Here is a 16,665-nt window from a genome sequence, read left to right as displayed (position 1 = left end):
GTTCGATCCCAAGATCACGCGCGGCGGCATGGTAAGACCGCAGATCGTCGGTCACCAAATTCTCCGGCGCGAAGCCATATTTCTTCAGAAGCTTGCGCATTAATTTCAGCGCTGCGGTCTTATTCCGCCTGGTCTGGACCAAGACATCCAGAACCTCTCCCCTTCACTATCGACGGCGCGCCACAGATAAACCAAGCGTCCATCGATCTTGAGATAGACTTCGTCGAGATGCCATGTGGTGTGCGGCTTCGGCCGGCGTTTGCGCAGATCGGCTGCGATCTTGTGCCCAAAATAATTGACCCATCGTCTCACGGTTTCATAAGAGACCGCGATCCCGCGTTCCGCTAGCAAATCCTCGACGTCGCGGAAGCTTAAAGTGAATCTGACCTAGAGCCAGATTGCCTGTTGAATGATCTCGGGCGGAAAGCGGTAACCGGCGTAGCTGATTTTCGTCATCGTGCAGGATAAGAGCCAGAGGTCAGGCCCGGCAAGCTGACAATGTGACAATGCCCTTGAACCATAACGAAATCATTTCGAGTCCGACTCTTAGCCCGACGGCGTGAACGCATCCGATCGGATGTTTTTCATGCTGACTCCGCGCATGAAGAAATCACGCTTCAACCGTTTCACCAGATTTTCGCCGCCACACAGAAAAATTGCGCTGTCCTTGACGTCTTGCTCGGCGTGCAGGGCTGTCGCCGCCACGTCTCCTCCAGCCGGAGCATTTGGATCAAGCAGGCATGGTCGGTAGTCGACATGCGCCCACGTCCGGCTCAGCGCTTTCAGCTCTTCATCAAGATAGAGACCATCACGGCTGCGAGCGCCGTGGTAAAGACGGATTGGACCGAGATGGCCCCGCTTCAGAGCGTCTCGCAACACGCCATAGAGTGGCGCGAGACCCGTCCCGGCGCCGATCAGCAGCAGGCGCTGATCCTCGTGAACACCTTCGTAAAAGCATGTCCCGGACGGACCCGCGACATGCAAGCGGTCGCCCGGCTTGAATTCTCCAAGCCGTCGGCTCATTCGGCCATTTTCATGCAGTCGGATATGCATCTCGAGAAATGGATCGTCCTCGGGATGACTCGCGAGCGAGTAATGACGTCTTAAATCGCCATCCGCGACAAGTTCGAGGAACTGACCTGGCCGATACGCAAAATCATCTGCATCGACACGCAGTCGGATCACATCCGGCGCGAGCGGCTCAATCGCTCGAATGACTGCATCCCGCCGCGCTCCGACGTCGTCCGGTCGCGTAATCGTCAGCGGCGACGCCGGCAAACAGACACAGGGCAGAAAAAAGCCGAGCGCCTTCTGACCCTGTGTCAATCCAACTTGAGACTCTGGCGGAGGAACGCCTTCCACCGCGCGATGCAGACAAGTTTGACAATTGCCGGACCGGCACGACGAAGGCGCGTCAATGCCGGCGCGCTCCAGCGCTTCAAGCACTGTTTCGCCTGGCCTGAGTTCGACCGAACGATCCTCGAACTTCAGCATCAGATCAACGGTTCAATACGTCATCACGAACGGAATTTGCAATCGCCGCGACTTCCTTAACCTCTTTTTCTGGCACGCCAAGGTCACGGAGCGTGTAGTTCAGATTTTCGATTACCGCGTCGACATGGGAATCATTGAGGCCCTTCGCAACGAGCCGCTTGTGCGCATTGCGCATGTCGGCTCCCGTGTAATTATTTGGACCCCCAAACGCCATGGTCAGGAATGATTTCTGTTTGGCGATTTGCTGATCCATGTCGACGCCATCAAAAAACCGCGCGATGCGACCGTCCGCGAGAACCTTGCGATAAAAAAGCTCAACTGCGGCATTAACGGCGTTCTCGCCCCCTAGGCGCTCGTAGAGGTTTGACATGCCTTGCGTTCTCCCTGTTGCCGACCTTAGCGAGCCAACTTTTTCGGCTCGGACGTCTCTTAGACGCCGCGGCGCGGAGAATCTTACCTCGACCGACGAGATTTTTTCGCTCGGAGAAATGCCTCCCGCTGGAAATTCAAATCAAATAAGAAAAGCGTGACGAAATTCGTTCTGTTGCCGCTGACTCGATTGATAAACCCCGCGGACGATCGCGCCCGCTCACCCGCGATCCGCCACCTTTTCGGCGCGCACAAGCGCCAGCAATCCGAGATACACCTCTTCGCATTCGGGACATTGATGCATGTGGTGACGAACCTCGGGGAGGGTGGCGGCAGCGTCCAAGCCAGAGGCTTCCAACTCGGCGTAGCGCGGTAGACTATCGAAATAATCCGTGCAGGACATCTCTTCCCCGCTTTTGGCGGCGAAGATCGTATCGAGCAGGCGGGCAAATTCCTTTTGTTTCATTCCTAGCTTCCGGACTCAACCGTATTTGAGACGCTCTGTGACCGGAAAATCTTACCATCATCACTGAGATAAGTTTTGCGCGGGGGCGAGTCGAACGTAGCTATGATATCCTGATGCGTAATGCCTTCGGAAAGTAGCGCGGCCTTGAGGCGTTTTCGTGCATCATGAATAAGCTTGTATATGCTATTGCGATTGCCGCCGAGCCACTCGGCGACAAGATCAAGCGGCATGCCCTGAAAAGCGTGAGCAACAAGCGCTTTTCGCTGGAGTGGCGTCAAAGAGTTCTCGATAAGGCGGACCAGCAAGGCCCACGCTTCTCGCCGTTCCAGACTACGCTCGGGTTCTGGAGCATCAGTCGGCCAGACCGGCATATCTTCGCCAAGACGCGCACGATTCACTACCGCCTTCCGCCAGCGCCGTCGCCGAAGCTCCCCAAGAGTGACGCGAACAGCGATCGAATAGGCCCACGTCGTAAATTTGCTCTCGCCACGAAATTGTTCGAGTTTCGACTGGATGAGGATAATGGCCTCCTGGGCGCAGTCCTCCGCCGTTTGATGCAAATCGTGGCCGAGCGATGAACCTCCGGGCGTTTCATTTCGCGAGAGAAATTTGAGGATCGCACCGAGCACGAGCTCACGCAGCTCAGCCAGCGCGACGGCCTGATTCTGGTCGCCTGCCCGTAGGGCCAATAACCACTCGGAGTTTGATCGTTGTCTCATTTCGCGGTACGGGTGACAGACGGGAAAACGGCTTGCACGCAAAGGTTAGCATCAACATCGAAGCGAAGCTATCCATCGGGCATCCGATGTTTGGACGGCCCTCTCCGGTCGGAAGAGATTTGGATCGGCGCTAAACAGAGGCGCACAACGGTTGACGCGGTCCAGCACGCCGAGCGGATGAGCCCCCTCTGAACTCACGATCAGATCGGGAAGTCTCCCCGGACCGACCCGGGGGGCGTTAGAGGCGTAAAGTAGAACAGTGTGAACAAGGCGAACTTCGCGGTCCATCCAGCGCCGGCAGCCAATAGCAGATCTGGTTCATGAACTCCGGCGACCGACGAAAATAGGCGCAGTATCGCTGCGAGAGTTATCAGGACGTAGATCGCAGTCGTTCGAGGGCCTGCGGTAAGCGCGAGGCCAGTATGGCCCAGCGACGCCGCGTCATCACCGCGAGCGTATCGTTCCGATGCGCCAACAGTCAGCGCGTGCAACGCTGCTTTTTCCGGCAGTAATAAAAAAAAAGGCCGTTAAAGCCCTCGATAGGCATCCTAGCGACAACTAGACGATCGGCGCCGCCGTCTCCGCGTTGGACGCGGCGAGGATCACGAATGCGATCATGTCGGCGGCTGGAATGATGACCAGGAACGCAAATCTGACGTTTGCGACCTCCCTCGGCGTGCCGGCGCCGAACAGCGCGCGCATCAAAACGCCCAGATTGTAGCCCGCGACATGAACGAGGTAGCGCTTGTGGACATTTTCGCGACTGCGCAACCATGTTTGGCGCATGCCGCCGCGGTCCAGAACATGGGCGAAACTGCGTTCGACGATCTCGCCGCGTTTGCGCATGGCCTCCTTGCCGACACCCGACTTCAACCGGTTGCGGTTCCCATAGACCGCCGCTCGCGCCTCGTCGTCGCCATGCCATCGCGAATAGCCCTTGCTCGGTCGCGGCTCCGCGATGCGCGTTTTTCATGCGCCGTCGTCGAAGCCTTTCAAAACGTCGCGCGAGTGGTAGCCTTTATCGGCGACGAGATCGCAAGGATCTTCCGGCGTCGGCGCAAGTCCGACGGCGGACAGATTCTTTTCCGCTTCCTTCAGCGTGGGATCGAGCGTTGTCGTGGAACTGCCTCCCTCGTTTGTGGCGGTCCGTCGGCCACGGCACTCTTATGAAATTGAGGTAGGACCGCCCATACCATCGACGCCTTTTGAATTGGCGTTCGGCTTGGATCCCCCGATGGCGGTGGGCCATTTTTACTCCTGGCCGGCGGCCGAAAGACCCATATGCTGACCATCGCCGTTGGCGACATTCATGGCATGGCCAAGAAGCTCCGCCTGCTTCTCGACCGCATCGATGACTGGCGTAAGCTGAACAGTGGCGGCGAGCCGCATCAATTCGTCTTTCTGGGCGATTACATCGACAGGGGCCCAAACTCGCGTGAGGTTCTCCAAATCGTCCAAGATCTCCAACGTGATGGAGCCGTCTGCCTTCGAGGCAATCATGAAGAACTCATGCTCGGCGCGACGAAATCGAACCTCGGCCTCGCTAACTTCCTCGCTAACGGCGGCGACGCCACGATCGCTTCATTAGGCACTTCAGCCGCATTCCGATGCCCAAGAATGGATGGGCAAGCTTCCAACGAGCTGTGAAGACGATCTTCGTTACTATGTGCACGCAGGCGTTCGTCCAGGCGTAACTCTCGATAAGCAGGACGATGAAGCCCGGCTCTGGATTCGCGACAAGTTCCTTCGTCACTCCAAACCGTTCCCGAAATACATCGTCCACAGCCACACACCAACAACTTACGCCGATCTGATCCGGCTGACGCCGGACATCCGCGACAATCGCTGCAACGTCGACACTGGCGCTGGGATCGGTGGCCCCCTCTCAGCGGCAATCTTCGTCGACCGACAAGCAAAGCCCTTACACACCATTAGCATTTGAAGGCTTTGTCACGCTGTCGAACGACAGACGCGAATAATCGAATGACGGGAAGTCGCCATAATCGCTTGTCTAGGTTCGAAGCGGAAAAGAATTTGCATTCGAGGAGCCGGGAGACGTAACCATGGCGACAACTTCCCAAGCAATCAACCTGGACGCGGCTGCGAAAGATTTTAGGCTTCCTGCTACAGATGGACGAACCTATACGCTCGATGACGTAGCAGGCAAAAAAGGCACGGTGATTGTCTTCATTTGCAATCACTGTCCTTATGTCAAAGCCATGATCGACCGGCTTGTCGCCGATGCCCGCTCGCTCATGAAAGATGGCGTTGGCTTTGCCGCCATCTGATCGAATGACGCTTCGACTTATCCCGATGACGGCTTCGACAAGATGAGGGAATTCGCCAAGGCGCACGAGTTTCCATTTCCCTATCTTCATGACGAGACGCAGTCCGTCGCGCGGGCCTATGCTGCGGTTTGCACTCCAGATTTCTTCGGCTATGACCACAATCGCAGGCTCAGATACCGGGGCCGTCTCGACGAAGGGCGCACGACCCAGCCGCCTGCTGGCGCAAAGCGGGAACTTATCGAGGCGATGCGCGCCATCGCCGCCACCGGAACAGTTCCGCCCGATCAAAATCCGTCGGTAGGCTGCTCAATCAAGTGGAAGGCGACGCAGTCCTAAGCTGCTCTTCGCGCGATCTTGGGATCGCGAATAAGCATCGTACCGTCCGATGGCGTAACAATCGGGCGGAGAATTCGCATCAACCAACCCGACGACGAGAACGCAAGAGGCAAGCGTTCAGGAGCGTCGGTTCAGCGCAAAGATTTCTCTCGTTTCACGCCGCCGCCTACAATACCTTCAAAGTTCAACGCCATCTCATTTCAGCAAGGACGCACCGAGCTTTTCGAGCCTCGGCCATGGACACATGGCGTTCGGCCACTGCTGCACCATGAGCGCGATCGTCAGCGACGATTATTCGCGTCCATAATTCGACAACGTGACAAAGCCGTTCGCAGCCCTGCGGGGTCGCGTTATCTGGGCCGGACTCAAAAGTGATTTTGGTGCAACGCCAAGCTGCTTTACGATCCTAAGTTTTGCGGCGTTAAGAAAGGAGCGCCTGACGTTGCAGGATCATGCGACGCTCAATTTCTTAAGAAAATGCTATCGGCGCAGTCCATCCCGGCACTGCCTTCGGGGCTAAAGAGCCGCACCCATCCATGGGCTTTGCCACATCCGCAGGCGTGGCAGGTCACGACCGGAATGCTCGCCAGTTGAAGGCCAGCGCCGGGGCATGTGCGACGATTGCTTTTGGACTCGGCGCAAGGCCTGTCCTTGTCGGAAATTAAATCCGACCATATTGATGATGCAATCCACCGAGAATTGGCGTTGAGCGAATGGTTCCGACGAATTGTGTGGCCCGTGAAATCGGCGCGTCCTTGCACAAGGCGAGATGTGTTCGAGCGCGATTGTAATATCTCAGGCAAGAAAGCAGAACGTGGGGCAGATGCCGCTCGCCCAAGACCACAACGTGATCAAGGCATTCGCGTCGGATGGAGCCGATCAGCCGTTCGCAATGTCCATTCTGCCAGGGCGATCGCGGCGCGGTCGGCCGGTCGCGGATCCCCATGGCGCGAAGACGCCGTGTGAATATCTCGCCATAGACGCCGTCGCGATCACGAATGAGATAGTGCGGCGTCCTTTCCCAACCGCAAGCCTCGGTGAGTTGTCGGGCGATCCATTCGGCGGTCGGATGCGCCGTCACTCCGAGCCATAACGGCCGTCTCCAGCGCCGCCGGGTCGATGCTTTGCAGGATCAGACGCAATCCGCGTGTAGGACGAAGAATAAGGCACCTCCAAGTCAAACGCCTCATTGAGCCGTTGCAGATGCGCACGGATGAACTCATGCATCTGCCGGTAGGAATTCGCGCCGGCGACCATGGCGAGGATCGAGTAAAGCAGCACGGTCGCCAAATCGAACCGCTTGCCTTCTCGCCGACGATGGTCCGGTATCTCGCGCAAAATCTCCAGCAGCGACGCCTGCATGCGACAACCTCCGATTCGGGTTGTCGCATATAGATTCACATATCTACCGAGCCGGGAATCGGGAAAATGCCTCACAGTTCAGAGAACTGAACAGCCCTGATGAGCTCTGCCGTCCATCGACACCGGACTTTCCCAATTACTTTTGCATGGCGCAAGCCTCTGAAATGCAGAGGACAGCCGATTACGCAAAAGTCTTGATTTTTGTACAGGCAACGCGCCCAGCATTCACGCTCGGAAATTTGGGAGCGTTCACAACACAAGGGAGAGCCGTATGTCCACGCAATCTCGACTTAACGCCGGACTCCGACCGTCAACCAATATTCTCGCGGCACGCAGATGCCGATCTCGTTACGGAACCCTTCGTGAAAGGCGACGAAATCGCGCTCCAGCTCCGCGCGCCGCGCAGCGTCGAGATTTTCCGCGAGCGAATGCGTCGGTCCGTAGCCGGTCGAGAATGTCCTCCACGCCGCTTCGCCGCTCGGCTCGCGGTAGAAAGAGGTTCCTCTTTCGAATGCGAGGTCGAAATTGGAGTCGAGCAATTCTTTGATGTGCTCCGTTTTTCCCCATTCGAAAAGCGACGGCGGCGCGGGCGTTGGCGGCGGCGGCATATAGGGCTTCATCACCATGAACATCTTGAAGAGATTGCTGTCGGACAACCAGGTGGTCAATGCGATGCGTCCACCCTTTTTGCAAACGCGCGCCAGCTCGGCCGCGGCGGCCTCCGGACGGCTGGCGAACATCACGCCACAGGTTGAAATGACGGCGTCGAATTTTCCGTCTTCGAACGGCAGGCTTTCTGCGTCTCCGATTTCGTAAGCAATGTCGAGTTTTTCGCTTTTTGCGCATTCGATTGCGGTCTCGATGAGCTTCTCGCTGATGTCGACGCCGGTGACGTTCGCGCCTCGCCTCGCGACGACGCGAGATGTCCAGCCGGTCCCGGTCGCGAGATCGAGAACGCGTTCGCCGTGCTTGGGGTCAAGGCGCAGCACACAATGTTCGATCGAATCGGCGATGCCGCGGCTGATATCCTCGTAGTGGGCGCCGCCAGAGTTCCACACGGCCGCCGACTTTTGATTGTGAGCCTGGATCACGCCGGTCATCTTTTCCTCCCTTAAGTTTGTTGTTCTCGGCGACATTCATTCACGAGGCCTCGGAGACGACGGGCAACCCCGCGGCGCGCCATTCGGGCAAGCCGTCCTCCAGACAACGTGCCTTGAAGCCGCGGCTGCGCAACAGTGCCGCCGCCTCGAAGGAAAGCACGCAAAAGCGTCCCCGGCAGTAGGCGACGACTTCTCGCGACGGATCCAGTTCGTTTAACCGCGCTTCCATCGCTTTCAGGGGAATGTTCAAGGCGTTGGGCAGATGGCCGAGCGCGAACTCGTCTTCCGGCCGCACGTCCAGCACCGTGACTGACCCGTCGCGGATTCGCTGGAACAGCTCGTCGCGCGGCACGGGCTCCAGCCCATCTCGGTCATTGAAATAGCGGCGCATGATGCGTTCGACTTCCGCGACATTGCGCTCCGCCAACCGACCGAGCGCCGCCAGAAGACCGAGCGCGGCTTCATCGGCAAGCCGGTAATAGACGAACTTTCCGTCGCGTCTCGCGCTCACCAGGCCAGCGCGGCGCATGTGCTGGAGATGCTGCGAGGCGTTGGCGATGGAGAGGCCGGTCTTTTGCGCCAGCGTTTCGACGCTGCGCCCGCCCTGCGCGAGCTGCTCCAGCAATTCAAGACGGTGAGCATGGCCGAGCGCTTTCGCGACGGCGGCGAATTCCGCGAACAGCGCCTGTTTCGGACTTGGTGTTGACATATTAGGCAGCATTCCTATCATTCAACAGAATAATTGAATGTAACGGGGCGATTGTCAAGGCGCTGCGGCGCTGCAGACGCCCGAGCACATGTGGAGAGCTCAATGATCCTGCGTCAGTTCCTGCACGCGAGCCCTGTCGCGGCGTCCTATCTCTTCGGCTGCGGCGGGCACGCGGCGGCGGCGGTCGTTGATCCCGTGGGCGACATTGCGCCCTATCTGCGCGCTGCGGAAGAAACCGGCATGCGCATTCTCTATGTCATCGACACGCATCTCCATGCCGATCACCTCTCGGCAGGCCGCGCGCTAGCGGAGGCTGCGGGCGCGGAATATGTGCTGTTCGCCGAAGCGAAGGTCTCCTTCCCTTTCCGTGGCGTGCGCGACGGCGACGTTTTGGCGCTCGGCAATGTCGCAATCCGCGTGCTGCACACGCCGGGCCACACGCCCGAGCATATTTCTCTCCTCGTCACGGATCGCACACGCGCTGATGAGCCGTGGTTCGTGTTGACGGGCCATACGCTGATGGTGGGCGATCTCGGGCGCACGGAACTCGTCGCAAGCGCAGAGGAGGGCGCGCGCGTATTATTCCGCTCAGTGCAAAAACTGAAAACGCTTCCTGATTATCTGGAAGTCCTGCCGGGCGCCTATTCCGGCTCGGTCTGCGGACGCAGCCTGAGCGGCAAGCCGTCATGGACGATCGGCTTCGAGAAGCGCCACAACAAGGCGTTTCGCATCGAAGACGAAGAGGCGTTTGTCCGCGCCATGGTCGCGGATATTCCCCCGCCGCCTGCACAGGTGGCGGAAATTCGCGCGGTCAATTCCGGCATGCGCGCAGCGGCGGAATGAGCGCACTCGACGCGGGCGCCCCCAAGCGCACCTCCGGCGTGACGCTCGGATTGCGCGCCAATTGGCGGCAGTTCGCGGTGCTCGTTCTGATCAACGCCTTTGTCGGCGGCATGGTCGGCATTGAGCGCACGGTCGTGCCGCTGATCGGCTCGGAGGAATTCCAGATTGCATCGACCACGCTCGTGGTTTCCTTCATCGTCAGCTTTGGCGTGGTAAAGGCTTTCGCCAATCTGGTCTCGGGCCATCTTGCAGACGTCTGGGGCCGCAAGCGCGTGCTCATCCTCGGTTGGCTGGTCGGCCTGCCGGTTCCCTTCATGATCATGTGGGCTCCAAGCTGGGGATGGATCGTCGCCGCCAATGCGCTGCTCGGCGTCAATCAGGGTCTCGCCTGGTCGATGACCGTGATCATGAAAGTCGACCTCGTCGGGCCAAGATCGCGCGGCCTGGCGGTCGGCCTTAATGAGTTTGCGGGTTATCTTGCGGTCGGCGTCACCGCCTTCGCCACCGGCTATCTCGCCTCGGAATATGGGCTGCGGCCGGTCCCGATCTATCTCGGCGTCGGCTACGCGCTTGCGGGCGTGTTTCTCTCGGTCCTTCTTGTCCGCGATACGCGCGAGCATGTGCGCGCGGAAATCGGCGATCATCCTGTCGAGGCGCCCGCGATCGGCTTTTGGGAGGTGTTTGCGCTTACCTCTTTCCGTGATCGCAATCTCTTCGCGGCGTCTCAGGCCGGACTCGTCAACAATCTCAATGACGGAATGAGCTGGGGCATTTTCCCGCTGTTTTTTGCGTCCTTCGGCCTCGGCGTCGAGCGTATCGGCCTGCTCAAGGCCGTCTATCCGGTGACCTGGGGCATTCTTCAGATCGCCACCGGCCCGTTGAGCGATCGTTGGGGCCGTAAGGGCCTGATCGTTGCCGGCATGTGGGTTCAGGCCGCCGCGCTGTTTCTCACGGCGGCGACGCATGAATTTCATTACTGGCTGATCGGCAGCCTTCTGCTCGGCCTTGGCACGGCGATGGTCTATCCGAGCCTGATCGCCGCCGTTTCCGACGCTTCGCATCCGAGCCGGCGGGCGCGCTCGCTCAGCGTCTATCGTTTTTGGCGTGATCTCGGCTACGCGATCGGCGCCCTCTCGGCTGGCGTCATCGCGGATTTGGCTGGAATGCCGTGCGCGATCGGGTCAATCGCCACGCTCACATTTCTCTCCGGCCTAGTCGTGGCTCTGCTTATGCGCGGTTCCGAACCGGCATGGTGAAATGAACACGGACCCACATCGCCAGAAACTGCAGTCAGCGGGGTTAACCGAATCCTATATTCGTTGGCGGTCGAGCCGCCGCGGCCAGATCACTGACGCGCTAGAGAGACAGCTTCTCCTCGAACTTCTCGGACCAGTCGCAGGCAAGGCGTTATTGGACGTCGGTTGCGGCGACGGCAGCTTCGCATCGGAGCTTGCCCGGCGAGGTGCGGACGTTACAGGCCTTGACTCGGACCCGGTAATGATCGCCGCCGCGCAACGACGGACTGGGATCGACGGCGTTCAATTGAGGCTCGTCGAGGGAAAGGCCGAGGCGCTGCCGTTCCCCGACGCAACGTTCGATGCCGTCGTCGCTGTTGCGGTGCTCTGCTTCGTTCCCGATGCCGAGCGCGCCACTGCGGAAATGGCCCGCGTTCTGAAGCCAGGACGTCGGCTTATCATCGGCGAACTCGGGAGCGGGAGCCTATGGGCGGCCTATCGACGCATTCGCGGTTGGCTTGGCCATCCGCTATGGCGAGCGGCGACGTTCCACACGGCGAGAGAGCTTCGCGAACTCCTGGGCTCCGCCGGACTCGATACGATCAAGACGCGCGGCGCCGTCTACTATCCGCCGTGCGGGGCGGCGGCGCAGCTGTTTGCCGCTATCGATCCATGGTTCGGACAGCGAACAACTCTCGGAGCAGCTTTCATCGCCCTATCGGCGGGGAAGGCCGTCGGAAAAAGCAAGAAGGTGCGTGCGAAAAGCCATCTTTCAGAGTCGTAAGGGGTCCAATACCGCTGTGCGCAGCGACGGATCCGGGTATGAGCCGCCCTTCGTCGGAGGGCTCCTTCGCGCCGATACCGTTGAAAAAGCCGCCAGTTGATTGATGGAGCGGCGCCGCCGTGATTCACTGCTATTGGTGATTTGGCGGGGGTGCGGCGATGATGGGCGTCCAAACGACATCGGCCCGGCTATTCTATGATTTCTGCCTCGACGATCATGTCCCTTCGGATCACATGCTGCGAAGCATCGACCGGCATCTCAATCTCGATGACGTCCGTCAGGCGCTGAAGCCGTTCTATAGCAGCACCGGCCGCCCATCGATTGATCCGGAGCTCATGATCCGCATGTTGATCGTCGGCTATTGCATGGACATACGGTCGGAGCGCCGCCTGTGCGAGGAAGTTCATCTCAATCTCGCGTATCGTTGGTTTTGTCGGCTTGGTCTTGATGGCAAGGTCCCTGACCATTCGACCTTTTCCAAGAACACGACGACTAACCAAGGCGTCCACCAAGAAACGAGCAGAAGGAAAACGAGAACGCCTAGCCCAAAATCCACCAGTGCGAAAGTCGCGTTCGTCCAGACTGGCGTATGTAAACGTCTTGACTTGAGCAACGCCCCCACCAGCTAAATCGAAAGAGGGGCGCGAGAGGTTTCGCTAAGGACATGAGTTGCGCTTCGCGGGCGAAGGGATGCAGCGACTGTCCGATCCCGGCATTGTTGTTCGTGAGGCGTTGGGGCTACCCCAAGAGGCTCTGGCGCGGATGGCCTCCGCCTTGCAGGCGTCGATCAAACGATTCGCCGAGCAATTTCTGCAAGCCGCCAAGAAATTTCTTCAGAATCCGCCTCCGGCATTGCTCAAGTTCGTCGCCGATCTTCAGCGCATCGAGAGCGCTCCGCCCGTCCCCGGATACGAAGCTACTCTAATCGCCAACGGTCATGATCGGCTTGGGGCGCGGATTCTTGGCCTCAATCTATCGAGGCTCGGCAAACAACGTCTCCAAGAGATCCGCGCCGAACGCAGACTAGCCAGCGCGATCTTTGGCGTCGTCAAAGCTGGAAATGCGACTCCTCTCGTGATGTCGCGTCGCGCGCGACCGATCAAAGCTGCGCTCGACGACGAGATGGCAATGCCGGCGCTTTGCGACGCATGGGCGCAGGCGGATCTTTCAGGAACAGCCTATTCGATCGGGGATCTCGCGGAGCGCGCGACGAGACGTGACGCGGCCGCTTGCATCCGGCTAGGCGAGATTTGCGCGGCGCTGAAGCCTTTTATGTCCGATCCGCGGGGACGTTTCCCGAGCGAAGCCAGCGTGACGCATGAGCTTCAACTGTATCTGCTGCGTCAGGCCTATACCTACGACCCAGTCGATGACATCTTCCGAGATCCGGCGACGCAGGCAACCGAAATTGCAATGCATACCAAGAAATTCGATCCGCGACCTGCCTACCGTCGAGTGATGAAAAGAAAAAGCAGGCTCAACTAGGAACAGGTCGGCTCTTTGAGACGATGCCCGCGCGGCCAAGAATAGCTCGGCAAAAAATTGCCATTTCAAGTGCTTTAGCGCATCGGATCGCTTTGTGATCAGGTCTCGCGGAACATTGGATCCTGCGGAGATCACATATGCCCACCGTCGATGCATTAAACCGCCGGCGCGCCAAAACAGACCGCCGTCGCAGCGTGGCGCTCGGCAGTACGCCCTCCAGCTGCAACGTGTCGCTTCGCTCGATGGACGAGCTTAAGCCGAATCCCAGAAGCGCGCGAACGCATCCGAAACGGAAGATCAAGGATCTCGCCAAGGCGATGAAGACCATCGGCTTTATCGGCGCGATTGTCGTCGATGAATCGGGAATGATCCTCGCGGGCCATGCGCGGCACGCCGCGGCGAAGCTGCTCGGAATGAAAACGGTTCCGACAATTTGCGTCACAGGCTTGAGCGACCAACTCATGCGCGCCTTCGTGATCGCCGACAATAAATTTTCGGAGCGCGCCGGCTGGAACCGCGAGATGTTGGCGGCCGAGCTCGAAGAGCTGTCGATACTTCTGCCGGCGCTCGATCTGGACATTTCGCTGACCGGATTTGAAGTCGGCGAAGTCGACGTACTGCTCGCCGATATCGGCGAGGAAAAGACCGAACCCGAAGACCGACTGCCGCCGACCGCCGGTCCCGCAGTCAGCCGCCGCGGCGATCTCTGGATTCTGGGAAAGCACCGGGTTCTGTGCGGTGACGCGCGTGAGACCGAGGACTACGCCCGTCTCATGCAGAACGACCTTGCGGCGATGGCTTTCACGGATCCGCCCTACAATGTCCGGATTGGCGGGCACGTCCAGGGCCGGGGCCGCGTCAAGCATGGCGAATTCGCCTTCGCCTCGGGAGAAATGACCGAGCGCGAATTTGAAGCATTTCTCACCGCATGCCTCCAGCCGGCGACCACCGTCTCGCGCGACGGCGCCGTGCATTTCATCTGCATGGATTGGCGGCATATCGACGTCCTCATGACCATCGGCCGCAAAATCTATGACGCCATGCTCAATTTAGTCGTCTGGAACAAGACCAATCCTGGCCAGGGCTCCTTCTATCGCAGCCAACATGAGCTGATCGGGGTGTTCCGGGCGGGCGCGGCGCCGCATCAGAACAATGTCGAACTCGGCAAGCACGGCCGCAATCGCAGCAACGTCTGGACCTACGCTGGCGTGAACAGCTTTGGCGCCGATCGGGACGACGCGCTGGCCATGCATCCGACCGTGAAGCCAGTCGCGCTGGTCGCCGACGCGATGCGCGATTGCAGCTCCAAGGGCGATATCGTGTTGGATCCATTCCTTGGCTCGGGCACGACGCTCATGGCGGCCGAGAAGATTGGTCGCTGCTGCTTTGGTCTAGAATATGAGCCCGCCTTCGTCGACGTCGCCATCCGGCGGTGGCAAGCCTATACGAAAGTCGACGTCGTTCTCGATGGCGACGGACGAACGTTCGACGAGATCGCCGAGGAGCGGCTGAAGGGGAAATTCGGCTCTGCCCTCGTCTGCTCAGACGCCAATCCGGCGCGCCCTCGTACGGCCTTGGCCGAGGAGAGCATCGCGCTCAGCGAGCAGACGCTCGCCGGCGACTCCGGCAAGCCGGAGACATTCGCATGAGCAATAGGAAGCGTTCCTCTCCGCGCGACGGAGAATATTCCGTTGGCTATGGCCGTCCTCCACAACACACCCGGTTTCAGCCCGGCCGCAGCGGCAATCCGAAAGGTCGGCCAAAAGGATCCAAAAACTTCAGCACGGTCTTCGACGAGGAATTAGCGCAGCCCGTCACGCTCACCGAGAACGGCCAGCGCAAGAGAATGCCGAAAGGGCGGGCGTTGGCGAAGCAGCTCATCAACAAGGCTCTCAACAGCGATCACCGAGCGGCGGCGATGGTCCTCGATCAAACTCGGCGTAGCGAAGGCTCCGGAAAGGCGCCGATGGCCAGCGTCGAGGTCGGTCTCCCCGAGAACAAGCTGGTCGTGGAAAGCCTCGTACGTCGAATTCGACTGGCTACTGAAGCCGGGGAGGAGATGGAGGCGTCGCCGGATAAGGGAGAAGCCCCGAAATGAAAGATTCAAACGCGATCCAATCAGATCTCTCCATCTCGCCGGAAGAATACGCCTGCATTCTGAGGAGCGATCTCACGAGCTTCATCGAAGCCAGCTTTTATGAACTGTATCCAGGCAAACGCCTCGATCTTGCGCCTCATATCGAAGTCGTCGCAACCAAGCTCGAAGCGGTGCGCCGCGGCGAGATCAAGCGACTTATCATCAATCTGCCGCCGCGCCATCTGAAGTCGCATTGCGTGTCGGTCGCCTTTGTCGCCTGGATGCTCGGGCACGAGCCCGCCAAGCATGTGATCTGCGCAAGCTATGGACAGAACCTCGCCGATGAACTCGCAAACGCCTGCCAGCGAGTCATGCAGAGTTCCTTCTACCGCGCGCTTTTTGGCGATGTGCTCGGCGGTCGCCAGGCCGTGAGCGATTTCGAAACGGTTCTCGGAGGTCGACGGCTAGCGACGTCGGTCGGCGGCGTTCTCACCGGCCGCGGCGCCGACATCATCATACTCGATGACCCACACAAAGCCGATGAAGCCCTTTCGGAGGCGAGTCGCAACGCGACACATACCTGGTTCGAGAATACGCTTCTGAGCCGCCTCAACGACAAGGCGCAAGGCGCCATCGTCATAGTGATGCAGCGGCTGCATCTGGAGGACCTTGTGGGCCAGGTGCTGAAAGAAGGAGACTGGGACGTCCTGCGCTTGCCAGCGATCGCCGAGGGCGAAGAATGCCATTTGATCGAAGGTCCGCTTGGTCGACGATTCTTCAGACGAGGGCGCGGCGACGCGCTGCATCCGGAGCGCGAGAGCGCCGAGTCGCTGGCGGCGGTCAAACGCAGCGTCTCAATACTGTCCTTCGCCAGCCAATATCAGCAGAATCCAACTTCGTTGGAGCAGATTAAGGCGCTTGAGGCTGAGCTCGACCGTCGATCTTCAGAAGCGTATCAAGCAGGCGATTGGGTGACGTTTGGTCGCCTATGGCATTGCCGAGGGACGGGGACGCCAGAAGACGAAACATCCGACGAACAAGCCATGGCCGCATATGAAAGATACCGAGTCCTTGCTGCACAAATCGACAGCGAATATTGATCGCGCCACCATCACGCTTTGTCGGCGTCGGAAGGCTGACATGAGCACGATGTCAGGCGGTAGCCCGGTGAGAGCGGGCGCGAGTGATCGAGGCCCAAATCTCACTCGGTTGTGCGCCGCGAACGCATTTTTGCCGTTGATCCGCCAATTGCGAGTCAGCGAGCGCGTTTCGTAGCTGCTTTTGGGGCTTTCGAAAACGACTGGACTTCCGCGGCGAAGCACGCATTGCTATGTGTGTGTCGGTCAGCGGGTGTCCCCGTTGGTCGCTAAGGGCTCGCCTCGCGATTTGCGGGGCTTT

The 16,665-nt window shown here is 59.3% G+C and carries 18 protein-coding genes and 4 pseudogenes; 12 read left to right on the top strand and 10 right to left on the bottom strand.

The window, feature by feature from the left end; genetic code table 11:
* The 6 genes and pseudogenes from IYX23_RS07135 to IYX23_RS19940 form a co-directional block, all read right to left on the bottom strand.
* Positions 1 to 456: pseudogene (locus IYX23_RS07135) on the bottom strand (IS6 family transposase); the annotation flags it as partial.
* 90 nt (positions 457 to 546) lie between these two features.
* A complete protein-coding gene (locus IYX23_RS07130; RefSeq protein WP_196394654.1) occupies positions 547 to 1,494 on the bottom strand; it encodes a 2Fe-2S iron-sulfur cluster binding domain-containing protein in 948 nt (315 codons plus the stop codon).
* 4 nt (positions 1,495 to 1,498) lie between these two features.
* Entirely contained in the window at positions 1,499 to 1,864 is a 366-nt protein-coding gene (locus IYX23_RS07125; protein ID WP_196394655.1) for a group 1 truncated hemoglobin, read from the bottom strand.
* A 219-nt stretch (positions 1,865 to 2,083) separates the two neighbouring features.
* Positions 2,084 to 2,329, bottom strand: a complete 246-nt coding sequence (locus tag IYX23_RS07120) for a hypothetical protein (RefSeq protein WP_196394656.1) — start codon at positions 2,327 to 2,329, stop codon at positions 2,084 to 2,086.
* A gap of 2 nt (positions 2,330 to 2,331) precedes the next feature.
* The gene (locus IYX23_RS07115) at positions 2,332 to 3,018 is read right to left on the bottom strand and encodes an RNA polymerase sigma factor (protein WP_196394657.1); all 687 of its coding nucleotides are present in this window, start codon (positions 3,016 to 3,018) and stop codon (positions 2,332 to 2,334) included.
* A 588-nt stretch (positions 3,019 to 3,606) separates the two neighbouring features.
* Entirely contained in the window at positions 3,607 to 4,008 is a 402-nt protein-coding gene (locus IYX23_RS19940) for a transposase (protein ID WP_348643636.1), read from the bottom strand.
* Positions 4,009 to 4,329: 321 nt separating this feature from the next.
* Between IYX23_RS19940 and IYX23_RS07100 the strand changes: the two genes are divergently transcribed.
* From IYX23_RS07100 to IYX23_RS07085, 4 genes and pseudogenes are all read left to right on the top strand, one after another.
* Entirely contained in the window at positions 4,330 to 4,695 is a 366-nt protein-coding gene (locus IYX23_RS07100; protein WP_196394659.1) for a metallophosphoesterase, read from the top strand.
* Positions 4,670 to 4,990: a hypothetical protein gene (locus IYX23_RS07095; protein WP_196394660.1), complete on the top strand. Its 321-nt coding sequence runs from the start codon at positions 4,670 to 4,672 to the stop codon at positions 4,988 to 4,990. The genes IYX23_RS07100 and IYX23_RS07095 overlap by 26 nt, the downstream gene beginning before the upstream one ends.
* Before the next feature lie 121 nt (positions 4,991 to 5,111).
* Positions 5,112 to 5,672: pseudogene (locus IYX23_RS07090) on the top strand (thioredoxin family protein).
* Between the two features lie 5 nt (positions 5,673 to 5,677).
* Positions 5,678 to 5,944: pseudogene (locus IYX23_RS07085) on the top strand (DDE-type integrase/transposase/recombinase); the annotation flags it as partial.
* Between the two features lie 389 nt (positions 5,945 to 6,333).
* On the opposite strand, the gene IYX23_RS20235 reads toward IYX23_RS07085, so the two are convergent.
* The 4 genes from IYX23_RS20235 to IYX23_RS07065 form a co-directional block, all read right to left on the bottom strand.
* Positions 6,334 to 6,618, bottom strand: a complete 285-nt coding sequence (locus IYX23_RS20235; protein ID WP_246716553.1) for a transposase — start codon at positions 6,616 to 6,618, stop codon at positions 6,334 to 6,336.
* Between the two features lie 131 nt (positions 6,619 to 6,749).
* Positions 6,750 to 7,034, bottom strand: a complete 285-nt coding sequence (locus IYX23_RS07075; RefSeq protein WP_196394661.1) for a transposase family protein — start codon at positions 7,032 to 7,034, stop codon at positions 6,750 to 6,752.
* A 290-nt stretch (positions 7,035 to 7,324) separates the two neighbouring features.
* Positions 7,325 to 8,134, bottom strand: coding sequence for a class I SAM-dependent methyltransferase (locus IYX23_RS07070; RefSeq protein ID WP_196394662.1), 810 nt, complete (start codon positions 8,132 to 8,134; stop codon positions 7,325 to 7,327).
* A 40-nt stretch (positions 8,135 to 8,174) separates the two neighbouring features.
* The gene (locus IYX23_RS07065) at positions 8,175 to 8,843 is read right to left on the bottom strand and encodes a metalloregulator ArsR/SmtB family transcription factor (protein ID WP_196394663.1); all 669 of its coding nucleotides are present in this window, start codon (positions 8,841 to 8,843) and stop codon (positions 8,175 to 8,177) included.
* 102 nt (positions 8,844 to 8,945) lie between these two features.
* On the opposite strand from IYX23_RS07065, the gene IYX23_RS07060 reads away from it, so the two are divergent.
* From IYX23_RS07060 to IYX23_RS07025, 8 genes and pseudogenes are all read left to right on the top strand, one after another.
* Positions 8,946 to 9,686 (top strand): MBL fold metallo-hydrolase, encoded by a 741-nt coding sequence (locus IYX23_RS07060; RefSeq protein ID WP_196394664.1) that lies wholly within the window; start codon positions 8,946 to 8,948, stop codon positions 9,684 to 9,686.
* Positions 9,683 to 10,942 carry an MFS transporter gene (locus tag IYX23_RS07055; protein ID WP_196394665.1) on the top strand — a complete coding sequence of 420 codons (1,260 nt, stop codon included), beginning with the start codon at positions 9,683 to 9,685 and terminating at the stop codon, positions 10,940 to 10,942. Before IYX23_RS07060 ends, IYX23_RS07055 begins: the two co-directional genes overlap by 4 nt.
* A gap of 1 nt (position 10,943) precedes the next feature.
* Complete coding sequence (locus IYX23_RS07050; protein WP_196394666.1) at positions 10,944 to 11,705, top strand: class I SAM-dependent methyltransferase; 762 nt, start codon at positions 10,944 to 10,946, stop codon at positions 11,703 to 11,705.
* Positions 11,706 to 11,863: 158 nt separating this feature from the next.
* A pseudogene (locus tag IYX23_RS07045) lies at positions 11,864 to 12,190 on the top strand (transposase); the annotation flags it as partial.
* Between the two features lie 205 nt (positions 12,191 to 12,395).
* Positions 12,396 to 13,190: a hypothetical protein gene (locus tag IYX23_RS07040; RefSeq protein WP_196394667.1), complete on the top strand. Its 795-nt coding sequence runs from the start codon at positions 12,396 to 12,398 to the stop codon at positions 13,188 to 13,190.
* Between the two features lie 242 nt (positions 13,191 to 13,432).
* Positions 13,433 to 14,839, top strand: coding sequence for a site-specific DNA-methyltransferase (locus IYX23_RS07035; RefSeq protein WP_246716549.1), 1,407 nt, complete (start codon positions 13,433 to 13,435; stop codon positions 14,837 to 14,839).
* Entirely contained in the window at positions 14,836 to 15,288 is a 453-nt protein-coding gene (locus IYX23_RS07030) for a DUF5681 domain-containing protein (protein WP_196394788.1), read from the top strand. The genes IYX23_RS07035 and IYX23_RS07030 overlap by 4 nt, the downstream gene beginning before the upstream one ends.
* The gene (locus IYX23_RS07025; protein WP_196394669.1) at positions 15,285 to 16,367 is read left to right on the top strand and encodes a hypothetical protein; all 1,083 of its coding nucleotides are present in this window, start codon (positions 15,285 to 15,287) and stop codon (positions 16,365 to 16,367) included. Before IYX23_RS07030 ends, IYX23_RS07025 begins: the two co-directional genes overlap by 4 nt.
* Positions 16,368 to 16,665: the final 298 nt, after the last annotated feature.

Origin of the sequence: Methylocystis sp. L43 (assembly GCF_015709525.1) — a bacterium.
GTDB lineage: Bacteria > Pseudomonadota > Alphaproteobacteria > Rhizobiales > Beijerinckiaceae > Methylocystis.
The sequence above is the reverse complement of the archived record's forward strand: the minus strand, read 5'-3'. Positions and strand labels throughout refer to the sequence as shown.

Excerpts from the sequence above, each read along its gene's own strand:
- IYX23_RS07130 (WP_196394654.1), bottom strand. The coding sequence starts at position 1,494 with ATGCTGAAGTTCGAGGATCGTTCGGTCGAACTCAGGCCAGGCGAAACA.
- IYX23_RS07100 (WP_196394659.1), top strand. The coding sequence starts at position 4,330 with ATGCTGACCATCGCCGTTGGCGACATTCATGGCATGGCCAAGAAGCTC.
- IYX23_RS07120 (WP_196394656.1), bottom strand. The coding sequence starts at position 2,329 with ATGAAACAAAAGGAATTTGCCCGCCTGCTCGATACGATCTTCGCCGCC.
- IYX23_RS07075 (WP_196394661.1), bottom strand. The coding sequence starts at position 7,034 with ATGCAGGCGTCGCTGCTGGAGATTTTGCGCGAGATACCGGACCATCGT.
- IYX23_RS07070 (WP_196394662.1), bottom strand. The coding sequence starts at position 8,134 with ATGACCGGCGTGATCCAGGCTCACAATCAAAAGTCGGCGGCCGTGTGG.
- IYX23_RS07040 (WP_196394667.1), top strand. The coding sequence starts at position 12,396 with ATGCAGCGACTGTCCGATCCCGGCATTGTTGTTCGTGAGGCGTTGGGG.
- IYX23_RS07125 (WP_196394655.1), bottom strand. The coding sequence starts at position 1,864 with ATGTCAAACCTCTACGAGCGCCTAGGGGGCGAGAACGCCGTTAATGCC.
- IYX23_RS07035 (WP_246716549.1), top strand. The coding sequence starts at position 13,433 with ATGGACGAGCTTAAGCCGAATCCCAGAAGCGCGCGAACGCATCCGAAA.
- IYX23_RS07095 (WP_196394660.1), top strand. The coding sequence starts at position 4,670 with ATGGGCAAGCTTCCAACGAGCTGTGAAGACGATCTTCGTTACTATGTG.
- IYX23_RS07050 (WP_196394666.1), top strand. The coding sequence starts at position 10,944 with ATGAACACGGACCCACATCGCCAGAAACTGCAGTCAGCGGGGTTAACC.
- IYX23_RS07060 (WP_196394664.1), top strand. The coding sequence starts at position 8,946 with ATGATCCTGCGTCAGTTCCTGCACGCGAGCCCTGTCGCGGCGTCCTAT.
- IYX23_RS07065 (WP_196394663.1), bottom strand. The coding sequence starts at position 8,843 with ATGTCAACACCAAGTCCGAAACAGGCGCTGTTCGCGGAATTCGCCGCC.
- IYX23_RS07025 (WP_196394669.1), top strand. The coding sequence starts at position 15,285 with ATGAAAGATTCAAACGCGATCCAATCAGATCTCTCCATCTCGCCGGAA.
- IYX23_RS07055 (WP_196394665.1), top strand. The coding sequence starts at position 9,683 with ATGAGCGCACTCGACGCGGGCGCCCCCAAGCGCACCTCCGGCGTGACG.
- IYX23_RS07030 (WP_196394788.1), top strand. The coding sequence starts at position 14,836 with ATGAGCAATAGGAAGCGTTCCTCTCCGCGCGACGGAGAATATTCCGTT.
- IYX23_RS20235 (WP_246716553.1), bottom strand. The coding sequence starts at position 6,618 with ATGGGGATCCGCGACCGGCCGACCGCGCCGCGATCGCCCTGGCAGAAT.